Annotated in this window: 18 protein-coding genes; 11 read left to right on the top strand and 7 right to left on the bottom strand. The window is 68.0% G+C overall.

Features of this window, described 5'->3' with window-relative positions; translation table 11 throughout:
• Nucleotides 1-8: 8 nt before the first annotated feature.
• Together ACOGW9_RS07045 and ACOGW9_RS07040 are read left to right on the top strand one after the other, a co-directional pair.
• The gene (locus ACOGW9_RS07045) at nt 9-1,421 is read left to right on the top strand and encodes an amidohydrolase family protein (protein ID WP_419909728.1); all 1,413 of its coding nucleotides are present in this window, start codon (nt 9-11) and stop codon (nt 1,419-1,421) included.
• Nucleotides 1,422-1,439: 18 nt separating this feature from the next.
• Nucleotides 1,440-1,982, top strand: coding sequence for a cupin domain-containing protein (locus ACOGW9_RS07040; protein ID WP_419909726.1), 543 nt, complete (start codon nt 1,440-1,442; stop codon nt 1,980-1,982).
• A 233-nt stretch (nt 1,983-2,215) separates the two neighbouring features.
• Here the strand turns inward: ACOGW9_RS07040 and ACOGW9_RS07035 are convergent, their stop codons facing one another.
• From ACOGW9_RS07035 to ACOGW9_RS07015, 5 genes are all read right to left on the bottom strand, one after another.
• The gene (locus ACOGW9_RS07035; protein WP_419909724.1) at nt 2,216-2,794 is read right to left on the bottom strand and encodes a Uma2 family endonuclease; all 579 of its coding nucleotides are present in this window, start codon (nt 2,792-2,794) and stop codon (nt 2,216-2,218) included.
• A gap of 153 nt (nt 2,795-2,947) precedes the next feature.
• A complete protein-coding gene (locus ACOGW9_RS07030) occupies nt 2,948-3,535 on the bottom strand; it encodes a mobile mystery protein B (RefSeq protein ID WP_419909722.1) in 588 nt (195 codons plus the stop codon).
• A complete protein-coding gene (locus ACOGW9_RS07025; protein ID WP_419909720.1) occupies nt 3,532-3,990 on the bottom strand; it encodes a mobile mystery protein A in 459 nt (152 codons plus the stop codon). Before ACOGW9_RS07025 ends, ACOGW9_RS07030 begins: the two co-directional genes overlap by 4 nt.
• Before the next feature lie 193 nt (nt 3,991-4,183).
• Nucleotides 4,184-4,309: a hypothetical protein gene (locus tag ACOGW9_RS07020; protein WP_419909718.1), complete on the bottom strand. Its 126-nt coding sequence runs from the start codon at nt 4,307-4,309 to the stop codon at nt 4,184-4,186.
• Nucleotides 4,306-4,548: a hypothetical protein gene (locus ACOGW9_RS07015; protein ID WP_419909716.1), complete on the bottom strand. Its 243-nt coding sequence runs from the start codon at nt 4,546-4,548 to the stop codon at nt 4,306-4,308. Before ACOGW9_RS07015 ends, ACOGW9_RS07020 begins: the two co-directional genes overlap by 4 nt.
• Before the next feature lie 318 nt (nt 4,549-4,866).
• On the opposite strand from ACOGW9_RS07015, the gene ACOGW9_RS07010 reads away from it, so the two are divergent.
• Genes ACOGW9_RS07010 through ACOGW9_RS06995 form a run of 4 tightly spaced genes read left to right on the top strand, consistent with a single transcriptional unit; the run spans nt 4,867 to nt 9,789 of the window.
• Nucleotides 4,867-6,381 carry an ABC transporter substrate-binding protein gene (locus tag ACOGW9_RS07010; RefSeq protein ID WP_419909714.1) on the top strand — a complete coding sequence of 505 codons (1,515 nt, stop codon included), beginning with the start codon at nt 4,867-4,869 and terminating at the stop codon, nt 6,379-6,381.
• A gap of 24 nt (nt 6,382-6,405) precedes the next feature.
• Nucleotides 6,406-7,287 (top strand): branched-chain amino acid ABC transporter permease, encoded by an 882-nt coding sequence (locus ACOGW9_RS07005; protein WP_419909712.1) that lies wholly within the window; start codon nt 6,406-6,408, stop codon nt 7,285-7,287.
• Nucleotides 7,284-9,092, top strand: a complete 1,809-nt coding sequence (locus tag ACOGW9_RS07000) for an ABC transporter permease subunit (RefSeq protein ID WP_419909710.1) — start codon at nt 7,284-7,286, stop codon at nt 9,090-9,092. Before ACOGW9_RS07005 ends, ACOGW9_RS07000 begins: the two co-directional genes overlap by 4 nt.
• On the top strand, nt 9,076-9,789 hold the full coding sequence (locus ACOGW9_RS06995; RefSeq protein ID WP_419909708.1) for an ABC transporter ATP-binding protein: 714 nt from the start codon (nt 9,076-9,078) through the stop codon (nt 9,787-9,789). The genes ACOGW9_RS07000 and ACOGW9_RS06995 overlap by 17 nt, the downstream gene beginning before the upstream one ends.
• Nucleotides 9,790-9,850: 61 nt before the next feature.
• On the opposite strand, the gene ACOGW9_RS06990 is transcribed toward ACOGW9_RS06995, so the two are convergent.
• Nucleotides 9,851-10,468, bottom strand: a complete 618-nt coding sequence (locus ACOGW9_RS06990) for a TetR/AcrR family transcriptional regulator (protein ID WP_419909706.1) — start codon at nt 10,466-10,468, stop codon at nt 9,851-9,853.
• A gap of 223 nt (nt 10,469-10,691) precedes the next feature.
• Between ACOGW9_RS06990 and ACOGW9_RS06985 the strand changes: the two genes are divergently transcribed.
• Genes ACOGW9_RS06985 through ACOGW9_RS06965 form a run of 5 tightly spaced genes read left to right on the top strand, consistent with a single transcriptional unit; the run spans nt 10,692 to nt 16,248 of the window.
• Nucleotides 10,692-12,317, top strand: coding sequence for a class I adenylate-forming enzyme family protein (locus ACOGW9_RS06985; protein ID WP_419909704.1), 1,626 nt, complete (start codon nt 10,692-10,694; stop codon nt 12,315-12,317).
• Nucleotides 12,314-13,108 carry an alpha/beta fold hydrolase gene (locus tag ACOGW9_RS06980; protein ID WP_419909702.1) on the top strand — a complete coding sequence of 265 codons (795 nt, stop codon included), beginning with the start codon at nt 12,314-12,316 and terminating at the stop codon, nt 13,106-13,108. Before ACOGW9_RS06985 ends, ACOGW9_RS06980 begins: the two co-directional genes overlap by 4 nt.
• A complete protein-coding gene (locus ACOGW9_RS06975) occupies nt 13,105-14,118 on the top strand; it encodes an LLM class flavin-dependent oxidoreductase (RefSeq protein ID WP_419909700.1) in 1,014 nt (337 codons plus the stop codon). The genes ACOGW9_RS06980 and ACOGW9_RS06975 overlap by 4 nt, the downstream gene beginning before the upstream one ends.
• On the top strand, nt 14,118-14,879 hold the full coding sequence (locus tag ACOGW9_RS06970; RefSeq protein WP_419909698.1) for an SDR family NAD(P)-dependent oxidoreductase: 762 nt from the start codon (nt 14,118-14,120) through the stop codon (nt 14,877-14,879). Before ACOGW9_RS06975 ends, ACOGW9_RS06970 begins: the two co-directional genes overlap by 1 nt.
• Nucleotides 14,872-16,248, top strand: coding sequence for an amidase (locus ACOGW9_RS06965; RefSeq protein ID WP_419909696.1), 1,377 nt, complete (start codon nt 14,872-14,874; stop codon nt 16,246-16,248). Before ACOGW9_RS06970 ends, ACOGW9_RS06965 begins: the two co-directional genes overlap by 8 nt.
• Here the strand turns inward: ACOGW9_RS06965 and ACOGW9_RS06960 are convergent.
• Nucleotides 16,245-17,612 carry a protoporphyrinogen/coproporphyrinogen oxidase gene (locus ACOGW9_RS06960; RefSeq protein ID WP_419909694.1) on the bottom strand — a complete coding sequence of 456 codons (1,368 nt, stop codon included), beginning with the start codon at nt 17,610-17,612 and terminating at the stop codon, nt 16,245-16,247. The genes ACOGW9_RS06965 and ACOGW9_RS06960 overlap by 4 nt on opposite strands.
• Nucleotides 17,613-17,861 lie beyond the last annotated feature (249 nt).

Below are 17,861 nucleotides of genomic sequence, written 5' to 3'. Positions count from 1 at the left end.
TCGACGACATGGCTGAGAACGCTGCGGTGGTCATCAAGGGAGCCACGATCGTGTCGATGGACGCCGAGATGGGCACGGTCGTGGGCGACGTGTTGATCCGGGACGGTTCCATCAGCGCGGTCGGGTCGGTCGACGAAGCCACAACACGTGATGCGGAGCGGGTTGACGCTCGCGGGATGATCCTCATCCCAGGGCTGGTCGACTGCCACCGTCACGTGTGGCAGCTTCCGCTGCGCAGCGTGACGGCGAACTGGTCGCTCATGGACTATGTGATCGGCATTCGCACCACGGCCGCCGACGCGTACCGGCCCGAAGATCTCTACATCGCGCAGTTGGCCGGGGCGCTCGACGCGTTGAGCTGCGGCGTCACGACGGTGGCCGATTACAGCCACAACATCTTGAGCCCGGCCCACGGCGCGGCCGCATTGCGGGGCCTTTCCGAGTCCGGGATCCGCGCGTGGTGGGGAGCGGGGTTCAACGTCCCGCCGGGAAGCGCAGACCGCTACGGATCCAATGCCGACCGGGCGGCGCGGCTCGTCGATCTCGCCGCCGCGGCGGCCGACCATCCGCTCATCACGATGGGCATCTGCCCCGAGGAGTTCGGTATAGCGCGGCCCGTCGACGTGCCCGATCAATACGAGTTCGCCCGATCCAATGGGCTGCGCATCATGCATCACGTCAACAGCACCGCCGGCGGCCACGAGGTGGGCAACCACCTCGGTCCCCGGGGGTTGCTTGGCCCTGATGTCTTGCTCGTCCACATGAACTTCAGCACCGACGAAGAGTGGGAGACCGTCGCGGCCTCCGGTGCGTCGGTGGTCTTCACCCCCGAGACCGAACTCCAGATGGGCATGGGCATGTCGTCAACCGAGAAGGTCCGATCCGCCGGCATGGCGCCGACGATCGGCACCGACATCGTCTCCAACAACAACGGCGACATGTTCTTCGCGGCCCGGCTCGCGCTCCAGGTCGAACGGGCCCTGGCCAACGAGGCCCGCATCGCATCCGGCGAGATGTTCAGTGGCACCACGGTTGCGGCCGGCGACGCGCTCGCGTGGATAACCGTCAACGGTGCGCGAGCGTGCGGCCTCGAGGCAACCGTCGGCCGTATCGCCGTGGGTATGGCTGCCGACCTCGTACTGCTCGACGGCACCGACATCTCGATGAGCGGCTGGACCGGCGCCGACGCGGCCGGCCACGTCGTGCTTCAAGGCCACCCCGGAGTCGTCGACTCGGTCATGGTCGGTGGCACGTGGCGCAAACGCAGCGGACGACTGACCCACGATCTCGAACAGGTACGCGGTCTCGTGACCGACACCGCCCAGTACCTCCGGCAATCGATCGACGACGCCGGCGGATTCCTCAACGCCCAGTCCTTCGAGGCGATCGCCAACCAGCTCGCCATCATCGAGGGCGAGTAGAGCCAGAAAGGTCAGCTCATGCACACGAGACGCGTCGTAACCGGCCACAACGAACAGGGCAAGGCCGTCTTCACCATCAACGAGGTCGTAGAACCGATCGCGTCCGCCGTCGCCCCCGGGTACGAGTTCCGCCGCATTTGGGGCGCCGACACCATCCCCGAGTTCCCCGACGCCGGCCAACCACGACCAAGTCACGACTACTTCCCGCCGACCGGCGGGATCCGGTTCGCGACCTTCACCGTGCCGCCGACCCAGGTCGTCGACCTCGACGACATCGACTTCGAGGCGGCCGCGGCGGAGATGGAGGAGCGCCTGCCCGGCCTGGCCGGCCACATGGAGCCCGACAACCCGGGAATGCACACCACCGCCTCGATCGACTTCGACTACGTCGTGTCGGGTCGCGTCGTGCTCGAACTCGACGACGGAGCGGCCGTCGAACTCGGCCCTGGCGACGCCGTAGTCCAGAACGGCACCCGGCACGCATGGCGCAACCCATTCGACGAACCCGCGGTCATCGTGGTCACGCTCATCGGCACCACCCACAACGGCCTACCTGGGTAACGCTTGGGTAACGGACTTCTCACGATTCGCCGGCACAGCCCGGGACCAGCCGGACCCCCCCTCCGCGGATTCCCGCAGAACTCAGCACAACCCGGCACTCGACGGGAGCGGACCGCACCGGCGGGCGGGAATTCCTAAACCGTGCGTCGCAGGTTCAAATCCTGCCCCCGCCACCAAGGGGTGGGAGTGAGTTGCTGCACGTCCCCACCGGGTCACGGCGGGGGAGCGTTGCCTCAATCGCCGGGTTCGGCGAAGATCTGAGCGAGGGGGCAGCTGAAACCGGGCAGCACGTCGTGCCCGTCGAGCGAAGCCTCGGGCGCCAGCAGTTCGACCGGTCCGTCGAGCCGGTGGACCCGGGCCGAGCGTGACTCGGGATAGATCACCCACACCAACCGCACGCCGAAGCTGAGCCACATGCGAGCTTTGTCGTGCGTTTCGCCACGGCGCTCGCTGGGCGAGGCCACCTCGACCACCAAATCCGGCACGACTTCGGCGTACCCCGCCAGCTCCTGCCCGACAGCCAGCCGCCGTGCGGAAGTGAACGCGATGTCGGGCTCTCGCACTGTGTCGGGATCGCGTTCGAGCAATACCCCCGAATCAGAGCCGACCACGGTGCCGAGGCCAGCAGGCGCCACGAAGTCGACCAGTCGCGCGCCTAACCGCATGACGATCGCTCCATGCATCTGGCCCGCCGACATCGTCTCGCAGAACACCCCTTCGATGAGTTCGCCACGTACGCCGGAGCCGTCGAGCCGCAGCAAGTCGGCTGCGGTCAGCAGCGCCGTTTCAGCTCTCGCCTCGGTCATCGTCATCGGTCTCCGCGGAACCTAACCCTGTCCAATCGTAGGTCCAAGCGATTATCGGCCAGCAACTCCAAGGCGGCCCGGACTGGTCACGGCCACTTGAGGTTCGGTGGTTGCTCCCAAGATCACCCAGCGAGATCGTGGGTTGTTGGGTGCCATGAGTCAGCTGCGGGCGAAATTGAGCAGCGGGGAGACATCCCCGCGGTCAGCGGTGCGCAGCGCACTCAGGTAGGTGCGCCGGAGCGCGTCAGTCTCCAGCTGGAGGCGGTCGCCCCAACTGAATGGCGGGCGTCCGAGCGCTTGAGCGAGGTAGTCGGCGCTGATGCGGCTGTGTCGCCCGTTGCCGTCGGGGAAGGGGTGGATGGTGACCAGCCGGTGGTGAAAGCGCACGGCGAGCTCGTCAGGTTCGAAGTGACCGCGCGCAACCCATTCTGCGGCATCGCCTGTGAGCATCCGCAAGTCCGTGGCGATGTGGGCCGGGGCGACGCCGATGTTCGTGACGCGCTGCCGGTACTTGCCTGCCCATTCCCAAACGTCACCGAACATCGCCTTGTGCAGGTCACGCAGGTACATGTCGTCGAGGAGCCTGTCGGCGGAGGGCGCTCGGCGCCGGAGTGCCTTGGTGAGGTTGCGCTGTTCAGCGTCGTTGAGGTCGTCGCGGGTCGCGATATGACTGAGCAGGAGACCGTGTCGGTCCTCTTCGGACAGCGGGGTATGCCCGCTGTCTTGGGGAATCCGCCAATCGCTCATGAGTTCTGGGCGTCGCTCCACAGTCCGCGTCGCTCGGCGAGCTCCGCGGCGAGTTCTTCGATCTGCTCGGCGAGGTCGGCTTCGGTGGGCTGTTGATCCTCGAGTCGGGAGTGCTGCGTGACGCGGCGCACATGCTCGGTTGCTCGTCGTCGTGCCTGATCGTGGACCATGTCGTCGAGGCTGGTGCGAGGGACGAGCGCGTAGACGAGCTTGCAGTCGAGTGCATGAGCCGCGCGCATCAGCGTGTCGAGCTTGATGGTCATGTCCTGCTCGCCGCGTTCGATCGCCGGCACGCGCTGCTGGCTGACCCCCATGCGACGCGCCAGGTCGGCGCCGGACATGCCGAGGGCGTCGCGCAGCGCCCGGATCCAGCCCTTGTTTGGCCGCGCCAGATCAGGCACGCCCGCGAGGCGCGCGTCGAGACGGTTGCGGGCGACAGCTCGTTGACTCTTCATCGTGGTCCTCACAGGCCCTTGCCCTAAAGTGCACATTATCACAATGTAAATATAGTGAGAAATGAGTGCGACGACAAGTTATATATTGTTCTTGAGATCGGGTCTCACAACTCGTCCTTCGACTCGTGCGATGACTGCGAGCACTGCCGGGGTGCCGCCGACGGCGAGAAGGCTCGGTTCCGTTCTTGCGGGGTCAGCGCCGTTGAAGAGTGCAGATGCCCCTATCGATATTGACGGCGAAGCGCTCGATGATGTCCATGGCGATTTCGATCTCGGTGACGATCTGGCTCTGGTGGATCTCGACGACCCGCTCGCTCACCCCGGCTCACCGAGGCTGAGCGCGCTGACGAACACAGGCTCCGCGCCGATCTCCTGGAAGGAGAACTCGCCTCTGCGATACCTCTCCATGCCGGCCGCGAACGCGGACTCGCAGTCGCCGTAGATGCCGACGACCTCCTCGTCGTGCATGAGTGCGACCTTGCCGTTGTGCTCGGGTTCGAGCTCGGCGCGATGTCGCGCTTCGTACGCATCAAAGTTCTTGAGAGCCTGAGTGGCCATGGATGATCTCCGCGTCTGTGAGGACTCGACTGGCGCCCAGCCGGGCGCACGCGAAGGTAATTCCAACGATACGCGCGCCGCCGCAGCGCGCACCCTCGCCTTCTACACCGGCAGCGACAGCCCCTAGACGGCGTCAACCGCTCGCGGCTCTGAGCACCAGTCATCTCGGGACGATTGTCGTCCGATAGCAGCAATAATAAAAAAGCGACATCGGTCTCTTGACTTGGGGTCTGGGGCTGCCTAGTGTCGGGCGCACATCGATCTCGGTCGGTCGAATGCGACAGCCGGAGACCGGCCCTGGCAGCCCAAGGAGCGGCTATGCCTAGAACCCGGCCCCGCAACCGAACGCGATCCGCAACGACGTGGCGCTTACTGATAGTTCTGCTCGCCGTAGGCGGGCTGCTCGCGGCTGCATGCGCCGACGACACCGACACCGACTCGACTGCCGACGCCGAAGCCCTCCAAGAGGCACAGGACGCCGCGGCAGCCGCACAGGCCGAAGCCGAAGAGGCCGCCGCCGCGGCTGCAGCAGCCGAGGCTGCCTTGGCCGAGGCCGAAGCCGCTGAAGGTGTCGACCCCGAAGTCGTCGCCGACCTCGAGCAGCAGCTCGAAGAGGCGCGCGAAGCCGCCGCCGCAGCCGAGGCAGAAGCCGAAGCGGCCGCTGCCGCGGCAGCCGTCGACGAGCGCAACTGCGTCGACGAGGTGGTCATCGGCACGGTGTGGCCGATGTCGGGAACCTTCAGCTTCGTCGGCAGCGCCGAGATCGCCGGCGCCAGCAAGGCAGTGGAGGACATCAACGCAGCCGGCGGCATCGAATCGCTGTGCAACGCCACGCTGCGACTCGCGATCTACGACGCCGGCGGTTCCGCCGAAGAGGCAGCCACCGCCGTCGAGCGCCTGCTCGACGACGAGCCCGACGTGTCGGCGATCGCCGGATCATGGCTGTCGTCGTTCAGCCTGGCCGCGACCGAGGTCTCCGAGCGAGCCGGCATCCCGTTTGTCACCGAGAGCTTCGCCGACTCGGTCACCGACCGCGAGGGCTTCACCCACGTGTTCGGCTACTCGCCGCCGGCATCGGCCATCAAGGGCCTCATCCTCGACGCCATCCAGCCCGGGCTCGACCAGGCAGGCATCACCATGGAGACCGTGGCAGTGGTGGGCTCCACCTCGGCTGCAGCCGTGCCGCTGCAACAGGCACTGCTGGCCGAGTTCGCCGATCGGGGCATCGAGGTGGCCGTCACCGACACCTGGGCGCCCGGCGGGCTCGACGATCCCTCCGGCGTGGCCACCAAGATCGCCAACGCCGATGTCGACGTCATCTTCAACATCGCATTCGCATTCAGCGACGTCAGCGGCCTGCAGAACGAGCTGATCGCCCGAGGCGTCACCGCGCCGGTGATCCAGAACGGCGGCCAGGGCCTGCTGCCCGCATGGGCCGACCTGGGACCGGAGGTGGCCGGGCTGTCGACCTTCGTCTACGCCAACCCGCTGGCAGGCAGCGATGCGTTCGACGAGCTGGCAGCCGCGATCGACCAGCCCTACGCCCGCCAGGACCACATCGGCGGCTACTTCGTGGTGCACCTCATCGCCGCCGTGCTGGAGCAGTCCGGCGACCCATCGCCGGCCGCCGTCGCCAAGGCGTTCAACACCGTCAAGCTGACCGAGGGCGTCGCGGTGGACCTCATGCCGGCCTCTGCCATCAGCTTCAGCGCCACCGGCCGCGTCGACCAGCACTTCGGCGTGCTGGCCCAATGGCAGGAAGTGGACGGGAGGCTCATCCCGTGCACCGTCTATCCGGAGGAGTTCGCAATCTGCGACCCGGTGTGGGAGTAGCGCCGAGCTCAACCCCGCCCACAGATGACTGAATTCCTGCAGTTCCTCGTACCGGGGATCCTCATCGGCGGCGTCTACGCGCTGCTGGCCTCGGGGCTCGGCCTGATCTTCGGCGTGATGCGCGTGGTCAACTTCGCCCAGGCCGACTTCATGATGCTGGCCATGTACCTCTCGTGGGCGCTGTTCGCGGGCGGCATCGGCATGGACCCGTTCCTGGCCATGCCCGGCATCTTCGCCGTGTTCCTGCTGCTGGGCATGGCGATCCACTGGCTGTTCATCCGCTTCGTGATCGGCCGGCACGAGAACCACGACGCGCAGGTCATCCTCACCATCGGGCTCGGTCTGATCTTCCAGAACCTCATCCTCATCAGGTACTCCTCGGAGCCACGCGTGGTGGCGCCGTCCTACGCCAACACGGGCGACTTCATCGGCGACATCTTCATCAGCCGGGCCCGCCTCTACGCCTTCCTGCTCTCGCTGCTGGTGGCAGCGCTGCTGTTCCTGTTCCTCAACCGCACCGGCACCGGCCGCGCCATCCGGGCCGCCTCGGAGAACTGGGAAGCCGCCACCTACATGGGCATCAACATCGACCGCACCAACCGCATCGCGTTCGGCGTGGGCGTGGCACTCACCGCCGTGGGGGGAGCGGCCCTCGTCACGTTCCAGAGCATCACGCCGTTCGTGGGTCTGCGGTTCGTGGTGGTGATGTTCGCCGCCGTCGTGCTCGGCGGCCTCGGCAGCGTCAGCGGCGCCTTCGTGGGCGGAGTGCTCATCGGGATCATCCAGTCGGTGTCGCAGGTCTGGACGTCGGCAGCGGTGAAGAACGTCTGGGTGTTCGCACTGTTCCTGCTCATCCTGTATGTGCGGCCCAACGGATTGTTCGGCAAGGTCCAGCGGGCCATATGACGCGACGCCTCATCCCGTTCGTCGTGCTGGTCGCGGCCGTGGCGATACTCAACGGCTGGCTGTACCAGCGATTCCATGTGCGGGTGCTCACCCTGGCCGTGGTGTGGGCACTGGCCGGCGTGGCCTGGAACCTCATGGCCAAGGCCGGGCAGATCTCGCTCGGCCACAGCGCATTTGTCGGCATCGGCGCGTACGGCTTCACCGTGCTGCTGCGCGAGGGCGGCATGTCGCCGTGGACCGGCATGGCCATCGGCATGGGCGCCGCCGCGGTGGTTGCCTTCGTGATCGGCCTGCCCACCTTCCGGCTGAAGGGCTTCTATTTCACGCTCGCGACGATCTCGTTCCCGCTCATCCTGGAACTGCTCGTCTCCCACTACGGCGAGCCCGAGCTCACGGTGCCGTTCCACCCGGAGAACCAGTGGAAGTTCATGGAGTTCTCAAACGCGCACACCTACGTGTGGGTCGGTCTCGGGATGCTCATCGTGGCGCTGCTGATCAGCGAGCTGATCGATGTCACCTCATTCGGATTCGCCCTGCGAGCCATCCGAGACAACGAAGTGCTGGCACGCGCCGTCGGCATTCGGACGGTGGCGTGGAAGTCCGCCGCCTTCATGATCTCGGCAGCCCTGTCGGCAGCCATGGCCGTGCTGTGGGTGAAGGCAGTGCTGCGGGTGACAGTCGCCGAGGAGGTCTTCGGCATCACCGTCGTCATCGTGATGCTGTCGGTGGCGTTCGTGGGCGGGGTCGGGATGACCTGGGGACCGGTCGTCGGCGCGGCGTTCCTCATCCCGCTGGCGATGTTCCTGGACGACTCGATCGGCGAGGCAGTGCCCGGCGCGCAGGAGCTGGTCTATGCCGCGGCCCTCGTGCTCGTGGCACTGCTGATGCCGCTGGGCATCCTGCCCGCTGCGGGGCGGGGCTGCCGCTGGCTCGCAACGCGGCTTGCCCCAGCGACCGGCTCACCGGCCAGGCGACTGCTGCAGCGGGCCTTGGCGCCCCCGCCGAGGCCCTCGCCGCTGCTGAGCGTGCCGCGCAGGCCACGCCGTCCGGCCGCGCTGCCCGCAGCGGGCGAGGCGCCGGTGCTGGAGGTGGAAAGCGTGGCCAAGAGCTTCGGCGCCAACCAGGTCCTGACCGACGTGTCGTTCACGGTTGACGCCGGTCGGCGGGTCGGCATCATCGGGCCGAACGGTGCCGGCAAGACGACGCTGTTCAACATCATGACCGCCCACCTGCGCGCCGATGCCGGCCGCGTCCGCTTCAAGACCATGCCGATCGACCGGATCCGCGCCCCGCGGCGCTACGAGCTCGGCATCTCCCGCACGTTCCAGGTGCCGCAGGGCTTCGGGGGAATGTCGCCGCTCGACGACGTGGTCGTCGCCGCCATCGGCGCTTCGGTGCGCCACCCGGTGGATGCTTCGATGGCGATGCTCGAACGGGTCGACCTCACCAGCAAGTCGCTGGGTCAGCTCAGCGCCCTCACCGTCGCTGAGATCAAGAGCCTCGAGCTGGCCCGGGCCATGGTGAGCGACCCGCATCTGCTGCTGCTCGATGAGCCGCTCGCAGGCCTGAACGAGGCCGAGCGCGATCGCTTCTTTCAGATCGTCGACGACCTCGTTGCACCGCACACGGCGATCGTGGTGATCGAGCACTCGGTGCGGTCGCTGGTGCGCTACGCCGAAACGGTGGTGGCGCTCGACGAAGGCCACATCATTGCGCAGGGCTCGCCCGACGACGTCGTGTCCGACCCCCGTGTGATCGAGGCCTACCTCGGCTCGAAATGGATGGAACGTGCTCGAGATCAGTGACCTGTCCGCCGGCTATGACGGCATCCCTGCGCTGAGATCAGTCGATTTCCGCGTCGGCGCCCGCGAACATGTGGCCATCTTGGGCCCCAACGGCGCCGGCAAGACCACCTTGCTGAAGGCCATCAGCGGCACCGTCCTGCCCGACTCCGGCTCGATCAATTTCGATGGCCAGGATCTGCTGGCCCACGCGCCGCACAAGCGGGTCGAGGACGGCATCGTGCATGTGCCGCAAGGGCGGATGATCTTCGCGTCGATGACCGTGGCCGACAATCTGCGGCTCGGCAGTCACCGCAGGGCTGCACAGAACCGGCATGACGAACGCCGCGATCTCGTCTTCGAGATCTTCCCGGCGCTGGCCGAGATGCTCGGCCGCGACGGCGGCGCACTCTCGGGCGGCCAGCAGCAGATGCTGGCGGTGGCGCGCGGCGTGATGGCGTGTCCCCGGCTGCTCATGCTCGACGAGCCGTCCATGGGGCTCGCGCCACGGGCCGCGGACGACATCTTCGAGGGCGTCACCCGCCTGATGCAGAGCGAGACGACGGCGATGATCGTGGTGGAGCAGCGCGCCCATCAGGCGCTTGAGGTCTGCGACCGGGCCTACGTGCTCGAGTCCGGCGAGGTGTCGCTGGAGGCCACCAGCCGGGAGCTCCTCGCCGACGAGCGGCTGGCAGCCGCCTACCTGGGCTCAGAGCTCTGAGATGATCGCCCGACGTCCGCGCAGTCGCGGCACCCACAGCGGCACCGCCGGTCGGGCCCGCTCAGCCCCCGTCGGGCGCGCCGTAGAAGCTGCGGTACCAGGCTCGCGTCACCACTCGTGCCACCGTCTCCACGTCAACCGTGGTCGTGTTGAGCGCAGCGTGGGCGAACGTCGTGTACGCGGTCTGCTCGACCAACGAGGCCATCGCCCGGGCCATCGTGGTCGGGTCGAGCCCATCGAGCTGGACACGGTCGTCGTTCTCGATCGCATGCACGAACCGGGCCACGTGACGCTCGCGCATGGTCCACCAGATCGTCGTGAAGCGCTGCTCCACGGTGGTCGCCGCGATGAAGGCACCCATCACGCCGCTGTTGTCGTGGTAGTGCTGCAGGTATCCGAGGTTGGCTTCGAACAGCGCAGCCTCGGGGTCGTCGCTGATCGGCGTCGACGACCTGCTCCGCCGGAAGAGCTCCTCATGGATGTCGCGGATCACGCTGCTGAACAGGTCTTCCTTGTTCTCGAAGTACCGGTAGAGGCCGCCGAGCGAGAGACCGGCCTCTGTGGCGACGTCGCTCATGCGGGCGTCGACGTAGCCGTCCTTGCTGAAGACCCTCGACGCTGCATCGAGGATCGTCTGCCGTGTGCGACGACCCTTCGGGGTGGTGGGCTCAATCGCCATGTTCGCTCCAGCGGCCCGAAGGCCTGCGTACGGAATGAGGCACGTGACTGATCCCCGCGTCAGCGTTTCATCTGCGGGCCGACTCCCCTCGGGAGGCCCGCAGCGAGCAAGCCTACCTGCACATCTTCAACGGACTAAAAGTAAAAGTGAAGTCGTTCTAGTGAAAGCTCGGCAAGCCTGCAATACTCCCGAGAACGGACCCTGCCGCGAACTGAGGAGCCACGTGAGCGACAACCGGGCGAAGCGCTACCGCCTCGCCGGATGGTGGACGGGCCGGCGGCTGGTCGATCGATTCGAGACCCATGTCGGCGAGAGCCCCGGCCGGCTGGCCCTGGTCAGCGATGGCACCGCCATCTCACGGTCCGAGTTGTGGCAGGCGGCCGGCGAGGCTGCAGAGCAGATCCGCTCGCTCGCCGGGACCGCCAGGCGACCCGTCGTGATCCACCTTCCCAACCGCACCGACTGGATGGTGATGTTCCTGGCGGTGCTGCGGGCGGGCCATGTCCCGGCCACGACGCCTGTCACCACGCCCGAGGCCCATCTGCGCCACATCTTCGAGCTCACCCGTCCGGCCCTGGTCGTCTGCGACGGTCAGAACCGCGCCAGCCGCTCCGCGGACGCCGTCCGGCGAGCCGCCGCTGCCGCAGCCTGCGGGCCCATCGCCGTCGCACTGGCGAAAGGGGGCCGGCTGGCGCCGGATGGCCCGCCCATCCGCCCGACTACTGCCGCCGAGGTGCCCGAGGCCACCGCACACCTGATGTTCACCTCGAGCACGACCGGCCCTCCCAAGGCGGTGAGCCACAGCGAGGACTCGCTGGCCGCGCTCAACCTGCACTTCGCCGAGCGCTTCGATCTCAGCCAGGACACGCCGGTGTTCATGCCGTCCCCGCTCGGCCACAGCGTCGGCTCCATTCACGGCTGCCGCCTGTCGCTGTTCGTGGGCGCGCCGCTCATTCTCCAAGACGAATGGGACGCCGAGGCGGCCTTGGAGCTGGTAGCCCGCCACGGAGCCGACTTCACGGCCGCGGCGACACCGTTCCTGCTGGATCTCGCCAACGCCCACTGGGACCGCAGCGAGCCCAAGCTGGCATCCATGCGCAGCTTCCTCTGCGGCGGCGCCCAGGTGCCGCCCGCCCTCATCCGACGCTGCCGCGACGAGCTGCCGAACACGTTCGTCACCCCGCTGTGGGGCATGACCGAAGGCGGTCTCACCACTTGTGTTCCGACGTCGACCGAGTCGCAGCTCGAGACCACGGTGGGGGTGGGACTGCCCGGGCTGGAGCTGCGCATCCTCGACGCCGAGGGGGCGCTGGGCGATGAGGGCAGCGGCGAGCTGGTCATGCGCGGGCCCGGCGTGTTCAACGGCTACTACGGCCAGCCCGAGCTGTACGCCACCGAAGTCATCGGCGACGGCTTCTTCCGGACCGGCGATCTCGCCCGAATCGATGCCGACGGCTACGTGTCGATCACCGGACGGCTCAAGGACCTGATCATCCGCGGCGCCGTCAACATCTCGCCCGTCGAGACCGAGAACGCGATCGCCGCCCATCCCGACGTGGTCGGCGTGGCCGTGATCGGATGGCCCGACGAGCGACTGGGCGAGCGCATCTGCGCTGTCGTCCACGCCCGCACACCGCTCGACCTTGACGAGGTGCTCGCCTTCTGCGCAGAACAGGAGCTGCCACGCCGGTACTGGCCCGAGCGGCTGGTGCCGGTCGACGGCTTCCCGCGCACAGCAGCGGGCAAGATCCGCAAGCAGCAACTCCGCGACGAGCTCGTCGCAGCCTGCGATCCTGCTGAAGCGACGGCCGGCAGCGGCGCCGGCCCCGATGGGGACTCGGGCCGATGAGCACCGTCGAGCTGGCCGACATCACCGTCAACTACTCCCGGCACGGCTCGGGGCCGCCCGTGGTGCTGCTGCACGGACTGGCCGAAGACCATCAGTCGTGGGACGGCGTGGCCGACCATCTCCGCGAGTTCGCCGTCTATTCGCTCGACCTGCGCGGCCACGGTCGGACGACAGCCGGCGAGGGCGCCGGCACGCTGGCACAGCTGAGCGGCGATCTCGACGCGTTCCTGCGGAGCGTGACCGGCCCCGCTGCAGTGGTCGGCTACTCGCTGGGCGGCACCATCGGGCTCCACGCAGCGACTGAGCCGGGGAACCTGATCGACCACTTGATCGCGATTGCCACCTCGTCGGTGGTCGGCTCGGCCGCGGCCGAGTTCTTCGCAGGACGTGTCGCCCAGCTCGAAGCCAGCCAAGCGACCGGCTTCGCCGCCGGCCTGCGCGACGATACGGCCGCCCAGATCGTCACCCCAGCCGACATCGACGAAGTGACCGCGAGGCGACTGGAAGCCATCGGCGACGGCCGTGGCTACATCAATGCGGCCCGGGCGATGATCGGCATCCGGTCCGAGCCGCTCAACCCCCTGCTGGAGAACATCGAGATTCCCGTGGACGTCATCGGGGCGTCGGACGACGTCTTCTGCCCCCGGCGGGCATCGGACATCATCGTCGAGCGTGTCGTCGGCTCTCGCTACCACGAGATCGCCGGCGCCGGACATCTGATCTCCGTGGACCAGCCCGATGCGTACGGCACGCTGATCGCCACGCTCCTGGGCGAGAGGCAGTCAGCATGAGGCGCCGCTACGGGATCTCGATGGGCGTCAGCCCGCGCGAGCCCCTGAGCCGCGCGGGCGAACTGGCCCGAGCAATCGAGGACAGCGGCTTCGAGGCGCTGTGGTTCATCGACTTCCAGCTCGGGATGAAGGACGTGTACGCAGCCATGAACCTGGCCGCGCTCGCCACCGACAACCTGCTCATTGGGGCGGGCGTCACCAATCTCGTCACCCGTCACCCCACCGTCACGGCCAACGCCACCGCCGCTGTGGACGAGCTGTCCGGCGGCCGTGCCGTGCTGGGTCTCGGTGCGGGCTGGTCAGCGGTGCTCGGCGCCGGGGGAGCGCCGTCCAAGCTGGCCGAGCTGCGCTCGGGGATCGACGAGTTCCGGCAGCTCTTCAGCGGTGAGCCATGCGATCTCTACGGGAGCCAGGTTCGCCTGGCCACCGCGACGCGCCAGATCCCCATCTACCTGGCCGTGTCGCAGCCCGCGATGCTGCAGCTCGCCGCACAGACGTGCGACGGCATCGTGCTCATGGGCGCTGCCGACCCCGAATTCTGCGCGTGGCAGCTCGAGTTCATCCACCAGGGTTTGGCCGCAGCCGGTCGTGACCGCTCAGAGCTCACCGTCGACCTGTTCGTCACCATGTCGATGGACGACGACTGCCAGTCCGCCGTCGACGACGTCAGGGCCTGGGCCGTCAGCCAGGCGGCCACCTTCCATCCGTGGAAGCGCATGCCGCCGGCGTGGGAGCGATTCCGCCCCGAGTTCGAGCGCGCCGCAGACGCGTACGGCCTGGTCGACCACCTGTCGCTGCAGGCGGAGCACAAGCACATCGTGTCTGACGACTTCGTCACGTCAGTGGCGCTGGCGGGCGACCGCGACACCTGCGTCGAACGGATCCGTCAGCTCTGGCAGCTCGACATCGACCGCATCACGTTCGCGCTGCTGTCGGGCGGCCGTCGCCAACGCCTCGCGCAACTGGCCGACGACCTCATCGCCAACGTCGAAGCAGAGGGAGCAGGCTGATGACTACGGATCCGCGAGTGGCGCTGGTGACCGCAGCCGCCGGCGCCGGCATCGGGGCCGCAGCGGCAAGGCGGCTCGCCCATGACGGCTTCGACGTCGTGGTCACTGATGTCCACGAGCGCCGCTGCCACGAGTTCGCCGACACGCTCGCCGGCGAAGTGGGGAGGCAGGTGAGCGCGTACCACCTCGACGTCACCGACCACGCCCAGGTGCAGGGCGTCATCGAGGCAGCCGTGGCGGACAAGGGCAGGCTCGATGTGCTGGTCAACAACGCCGGCTGGTCGAAGATCGAGCCGGTGGCCGAGATGTCGGTGGAGACGTGGCAGCGCTGCCTCGATGTCGACCTGACCGGCACGTTCGTGTGCATGCGCGCTGCACTGCCGCAGATGATCGCCGCCGGGAGCGGCTCGATCATCAACATCTCGTCGATCGCGGCCTGGGAGATGTCGGCCGAACACGGCGCGGCCTATTCCGCAGCCAAGGCTGGCGTGCTCGCGCTCACCCGCGTCGCCGCCGCCGAGAACGGCGCCCACGGCATACGGGTCAATGCGATCGCCCCGGGCCTGATCTACAACGACTTCCTGCGCAGGATCTACCCCGAAGAGTTCTTCACGAGCTACCTGACCGAGAAGGCGTTCCTGGGTCGCATCGGCAAGCCCGACGATGTTGCCGCCATGGTGTCGCTGCTGGCATCGGATGAGTCGAGCTACATCACCGGCGAGGTGTTCACCGTCTCGGGCGGCGTGTCGGCTCGTGGATGAGGGGCCCCTGTGGTGGCCGGTGCGCCAGCTCATCGATGCGTACCGCAGCGGCTCGCTGTCGCCGGTCGATGTCTGTGAACAGGCCCAGGAGCGCATCGCTCAGCTCAACCCCCTGCTGCATGCCGTCGTTCTGACCACCGGAAAGTTGGCCCGCAGCCAGGCGGTGGCCGCGGAGGCGGCGTATCGCAGCGGTACTGCCGGCCCATTGGCCGGCGTCCCGGTGTCGATCAAGGACGCCTTTCATCTCGAAGGTCACGTCACCACGCTCGGTTCGCTGGCGCATGCCGACGAAGTGATGCCGCACGACTCGGGCGCCGTTCGCCGGCTGCGCCGCGCCGGGGCGGTCGTCGTCGGCAAGACCAACGTGCCGGAGTTCTGCCAGTCGGCCACCACCGACAACCTGCTGGGTCCCGACGCGGCCAATCCCTTCGACCTTCGCCGCACTGCCGGCGGCTCCAGCGGCGGCGCGGCATCGTCGGTTGCCGCCGGCATGTGCACCCTCGGCCTCGGGTCCGACGGCGGCGGATCGATCCGCATTCCTGCGTCGTTCTGCGGCCTCGTGGGATTCAAGCCCACCTACGGAACCGTCCACGACGAGGGAGGGTTCCGTGCGTTCAGCCCGTTCATCTCGGTCGGCCCGCTGGCGCGGTGCGTCGATGACGCTCGTCGCATGCACGATGTGCTGTCCGACGGAGGCGACGGCGCCCAGGATGCTTCCGACGATCCGAAACCCCGCCGTGTCGCATGGTGCGCCAAGCCCGAGGGTCGCCCGATCGATCCCGGCATCGGCGCGGTGACCTCGGCGGCGGTGGACAAGCTCGCGTCCTGCGGGCACGAGGTGCACCCGGTGGATCTCGATCTCGCTGGCTGGGAGGAGATCTTCGGCCCGCTGGTGCTGGCAGACGAGGGCGAGCGCCGCGGACACCTGCTGAACGGCCCCCATGAGCTGACCTGGTACTGCCGCCGGTCCCTCGAAGCAGCGGAACGACTCGATCCCGCCGCCGTCTCGGCGGCCCGCTCCGCCCAGCGGGCGTACCGCGAGCGCGTGGATCGCTGGTTCGGCGACTACGACGTGATCGCCACCCCCGCGACGGCCACCACCGCCTTTGAGCTCGGATGCCGTCCGGCGGCCATCGCCGGCGAGCCGGTATCCAAGCTGTGGGGGGCCTTCCCGTTCGCAGTGCCGTTCAACGTCTCCGGGCATCCCGCGGTGGTGCTGCCCGCCGGGTTCGTCGAGGGCTTGCCGGCAGCGATCCAGCTCGTCGGGCGCCACGGAAGCGACCACGATCTGCTGGCCGTCGCCGAACAGCTCGAAGGTGCGCTGGATGTACGCCCATTCGCTCGCCAGCCCGTCGGCGTCAGCGTCTAGACGACGCCGGACGCCAGGAGGTCTGCGACGTGGTTGGCGGTGCTCTCGCCGGTGGAGAGGGCGCCGTTGACCGAGGGGATGCCCATGTAGTCGCCGGCCAGGAACAGGTTGTCGATGTTGCCCGCGAGCTGCCCGGGCACATCCGCCAGTGCGGCGAGCATCCCGGGCATCCCCATGCACAGCGCCTCCTCCCAGCGGTACACGCGGAAGAAGTGGCCCTCGTCATCGCCGGGCAGGGCTGAGCCCGGCGGCGCATTGCGGCGAGCGGCGGCGAGCAGCTCGCGCTTGATCGTCTCGTCGTCGAGCGGGATCAGCTCCTTGGCACGGTCGCGGCCGATGAGCAGGTCGAGGATGCTCTTGCCCGGCGGCGCGCAGTCAGGCAGGAACTTGGATCGGTCCATCAGGAGCGGAGCGTCGTCGTCCTCGGGGTAGAGCGCACCATGCCAGCCGGCCGGCAGCGGCGAACCCTCGACGCCGATCACCACCCTGCAGCCGGTCGAGTAGTTGATGGTGCTGAGCGCCCGGCGCACCGCCTCCGGCAGCTCTGGCACCAGCTCGGCGACCTTGGTGCCGGGCACGGCGCAGATGACCGCGTCGGCATCGATCGTCTTGCCGTTGGCGACCACGCCGGTCGCCTTCCCGCCCGCGACCACGATCCTGCTGACGGGGGTGGAGACCCGGATGGCATCGGCGCACTTGGCGGCCAGTGCTGCGCTCAGCGAGCCGATGCCTCGCTCGGGCATCGACACCGCACCTCCGCTCAGCATCGTCTCGCCGATGTAGGCCCGCATCAGCGCCTGTCCGGCCGGCATGGGGTCGCCCAGGACCATCTTGAGCGGTCCGGTGAGCGTCACCTGCAGCTTGTGGGGCACGCCGAGCCGCTGCAGGTAATCGCCGAAGGCCTCGTCGTCGTCGATCTCGGCGAGCGGGCTGTCGCCGGCGAAGCTCATGTACTCCGACTGGCGATGGATCTGCCGCATCACCTTGGAGCCCGACAGGAACCCCTTGGGCGACATGAAGCCCAAGGCGATGGCCGCAGGAATCTGGCGTACGAAGCTCCCCAGCGATCCCTCCGGCGAGGTGGTCACCCAGCGCCCGCCGCGGAAGTGGCCGAACTTCATCTGCGAGCGCACGAGCGGCAGCCCCAACTCCTCGCAGATGCGGAACGCGGTGTCGTAGGTGGCGGTGAAGACGAACGCGCCCATGTCCACCGAGAAGCCGTCGATCTGCTCGCCCTTGCCGCGCCCACCCGCACGCTCGAACGACTCGAGCAGCAGGGGAGTGATGCCCCGCTTCATCAGCGTGTAGGCGGCGCTGAGCCCCGCGAACCCCCCGCCCACGATGACGACCCGCTGAGCGCTCATGGACGCAGCCTCCCGCCGAGCTGCAGGTGCATCCCCGCACCGTAACCCTCAGCAGTTCAGGGCCGGTGCCGAGCCGGTCGCAGCGAGAATCGAAGGCACGAGGTGCTGATCCGCGTCGAGGGGCACGGAGGTGAAGTGCACTGCCCGCTCAGTGAAGGACTGCTTCCGCGGTGGAAATTGGCCTAACCCGAGTGTGATACTCTCTAACCGCTAGGTCGGCGTCGCTCATGGGAAACCTGGGGGGTGTAC

Origin of the sequence: Candidatus Poriferisodalis sp. (genome assembly GCF_965203655.1) — a bacterium.
Lineage (GTDB): Bacteria > Actinomycetota > Acidimicrobiia > Acidimicrobiales > Poriferisodalaceae > Poriferisodalis.
This window is presented reverse-complemented; position numbering and strand designations above follow the sequence as displayed.

Excerpts from the sequence above, each read along its gene's own strand:
- ACOGW9_RS07045 (WP_419909728.1), top strand. The coding sequence starts at position 9 with ATGGCTGAGAACGCTGCGGTGGTCATCAAGGGAGCCACGATCGTGTCG.
- ACOGW9_RS07040 (WP_419909726.1), top strand. The coding sequence starts at position 1,440 with ATGCACACGAGACGCGTCGTAACCGGCCACAACGAACAGGGCAAGGCC.
- ACOGW9_RS07035 (WP_419909724.1), bottom strand. The coding sequence starts at position 2,794 with ATGACGATGACCGAGGCGAGAGCTGAAACGGCGCTGCTGACCGCAGCC.
- ACOGW9_RS07030 (WP_419909722.1), bottom strand. The coding sequence starts at position 3,535 with ATGAGCGATTGGCGGATTCCCCAAGACAGCGGGCATACCCCGCTGTCC.
- ACOGW9_RS07025 (WP_419909720.1), bottom strand. The coding sequence starts at position 3,990 with ATGAAGAGTCAACGAGCTGTCGCCCGCAACCGTCTCGACGCGCGCCTC.
- ACOGW9_RS07015 (WP_419909716.1), bottom strand. The coding sequence starts at position 4,548 with ATGGCCACTCAGGCTCTCAAGAACTTTGATGCGTACGAAGCGCGACAT.
- ACOGW9_RS07010 (WP_419909714.1), top strand. The coding sequence starts at position 4,867 with ATGCCTAGAACCCGGCCCCGCAACCGAACGCGATCCGCAACGACGTGG.
- ACOGW9_RS07005 (WP_419909712.1), top strand. The coding sequence starts at position 6,406 with ATGACTGAATTCCTGCAGTTCCTCGTACCGGGGATCCTCATCGGCGGC.
- ACOGW9_RS07000 (WP_419909710.1), top strand. The coding sequence starts at position 7,284 with ATGACGCGACGCCTCATCCCGTTCGTCGTGCTGGTCGCGGCCGTGGCG.
- ACOGW9_RS06990 (WP_419909706.1), bottom strand. The coding sequence starts at position 10,468 with ATGGCGATTGAGCCCACCACCCCGAAGGGTCGTCGCACACGGCAGACG.
- ACOGW9_RS06980 (WP_419909702.1), top strand. The coding sequence starts at position 12,314 with ATGAGCACCGTCGAGCTGGCCGACATCACCGTCAACTACTCCCGGCAC.
- ACOGW9_RS06975 (WP_419909700.1), top strand. The coding sequence starts at position 13,105 with ATGAGGCGCCGCTACGGGATCTCGATGGGCGTCAGCCCGCGCGAGCCC.
- ACOGW9_RS06970 (WP_419909698.1), top strand. The coding sequence starts at position 14,118 with ATGACTACGGATCCGCGAGTGGCGCTGGTGACCGCAGCCGCCGGCGCC.
- ACOGW9_RS06960 (WP_419909694.1), bottom strand. The coding sequence starts at position 17,612 with ATGAGCGCTCAGCGGGTCGTCATCGTGGGCGGGGGGTTCGCGGGGCTC.